The organism is Pseudomaricurvus sp. ABR4_320 (assembly GCF_056159445.1).
The window spans coordinates 1-1,753 of record NZ_JBSWVF010000060.1; the positions used below are offsets into that span (position 1 = coordinate 1).

The following is a 1,753-nucleotide window of genomic DNA, read 5'->3' on the forward strand; positions in this document are numbered from 1 at the left end:
CGAGATCGCTGTCCGGCCTTCGAAGCGCGTGGTTTTTGCTATCCTTAATCGTACCGTTGCAAATACCGATTCAACCGGATTTGTCGTTCGAAGATGAGGGTCGGCCGACCCTCTATTGTCGCTACGCAGGTAAAAGAGCGTTCTTTTCTTATATTTTCTTCAAGTCTAGAAAGCATTTATCGATCTGAGAAAATGTCGCTGATTGGGAAGCAGCTGAACAAATATAAGAATACGATTGGTGATATTTTACAACTGTCACCTGATCTGTCCGAGTATATTAACGTATTCACTTCGGAAAATCCCTCTAGACACAAGCGTTTGCCCGCATCGATCACAGATTCTGTATCCATAGGTAAAAATACTATGGTCCATATTGAGCTTGAAGTTTTTTACGTTGGACGCCAAAAACGATATCTGCTGGCAAAATTTAAAATGGGTGGTACAAAACATACGTTATCAAATTTCCAGGCTGACTATGGTCTTAGTATGAGAGAAAATCAGATCGCGGTGTTGGCAATCAAAGGTGCTAGTAGTCATCAAATCTCAGAGCAGCTGGCTATTAGCCATTGGAGCGTAAAGAATCACCTTAAAAATGTTTATAAAAAAACCGGCGTAAACAATCGAATCCTGCTAGCCCAGCTATCCAACACTATCGACTTATAGTCGGACTAAAAACTTTTGTAAAAGTTAAGAGAATTACAAATAGTTAGTCGACCATTTAAAAATCCGCGAGACTTTGCCGTTGTTAGATTTGGTCGACAAACGGAGTGGTCCTTTCGCCCAAAACTATCTATTCTGAGGTCTAATCTTGTTCAAACTGCTAAACGTAATTATGCTTACGGACACCGATTTGTACCCCCAGACGAGCTTTTTTTTGGCGGCAATCTCCTTGATCAATTTGATACCACTGGTCCAATGCTCCTGCTCTCGAAAGCGACTCCCTGGGACGGCTTCGAGCAGACCTTTGTCCACTATTATGCCGATAAGAAAGTCCGTCTCAGCATTCCCATTCGCGTGTTAGTCAGGTTTTTAATTTTAAAGCAGCTGGAAAATATAAGTGACGTGAATGTCGTCATTCAGTGTAAACCTAATCCGCACTACCAGGCAGTCTGTGGATTGAAAACGTTACTGAATAAAACGCCTTGCCACCCGACAGAGCTGGTATATTTTAGTATGCGTATCGGTGAGGCGGGTGTTTTAAAATCGCTACCATGTCCGTTCAGATTTATGGCGAGGCTATAGAAGTTAAAACGGTAAATAACGATTTTACGGTACGGAAAGAATTTATTACCTAGCCAACGGATGGAAAGTTGGCCATCGAGATTATCAGCCGTCTCAACAAGCTGGCGAAACAGAACGGCAATCAGCTGGGCAAGCCACAGCAAAAAAAATGCTTATATCGAGACGTACAATCGAACGGTCCGTTATGACTGGCTTGAACAGTAGGTGTTCGATAGCATTGAAGAAGCACAGGATCCCGCCACTCGATGGCTGTGGACCTATAATAACGAGCGGTCTAACTTGGCACTTGGCGGGGTAACGCCAGCAATTAAAGCTGGCCCTAGCCTCATAGCCATCTACTTTTTAACTTTCTTGGATTCAACCAGTCACTGCAACACCCAATACTACAATGAGTAAAGAGGTGCTAAATGCAGGAGTTTGATAGGATGAATGACGTGAAGAAGGCTGCTATCTGGGATCAATGGCAGCAAGGCCAGCCTATGAGCGTGATTGCACGTTCAGTGTGTAAGCC

Annotated in this window: 2 protein-coding genes and 1 pseudogene; all 3 read left to right on the forward strand. The window is 43.5% G+C overall.

All coding sequences use genetic code 11. The annotated features are described in order from the left end of the window. Positions 1 to 486: 486 nt before the first annotated feature. A complete protein-coding gene (locus ACXAFR_RS27305; RefSeq protein ID WP_475183320.1) occupies positions 487 to 663 on the forward strand; it encodes a helix-turn-helix domain-containing protein in 177 nt (58 codons plus the stop codon). A gap of 252 nt (positions 664 to 915) precedes the next feature. Further along, entirely contained in the window at positions 916 to 1,242 is a 327-nt protein-coding gene (locus ACXAFR_RS27310) for a transposase (protein WP_475183318.1), read from the forward strand. 144 nt (positions 1,243 to 1,386) lie between these two features. Further along, positions 1,387 to 1,554: pseudogene (locus ACXAFR_RS27315) on the forward strand (integrase core domain-containing protein); the annotation flags it as partial. Positions 1,555 to 1,753 lie beyond the last annotated feature (199 nt).

Excerpts from the sequence above, each read along its gene's own strand:
- ACXAFR_RS27310 (WP_475183318.1), top strand. The coding sequence starts at position 916 with ATGCTCCTGCTCTCGAAAGCGACTCCCTGGGACGGCTTCGAGCAGACC.
- ACXAFR_RS27305 (WP_475183320.1), top strand. The coding sequence starts at position 487 with ATGAGAGAAAATCAGATCGCGGTGTTGGCAATCAAAGGTGCTAGTAGT.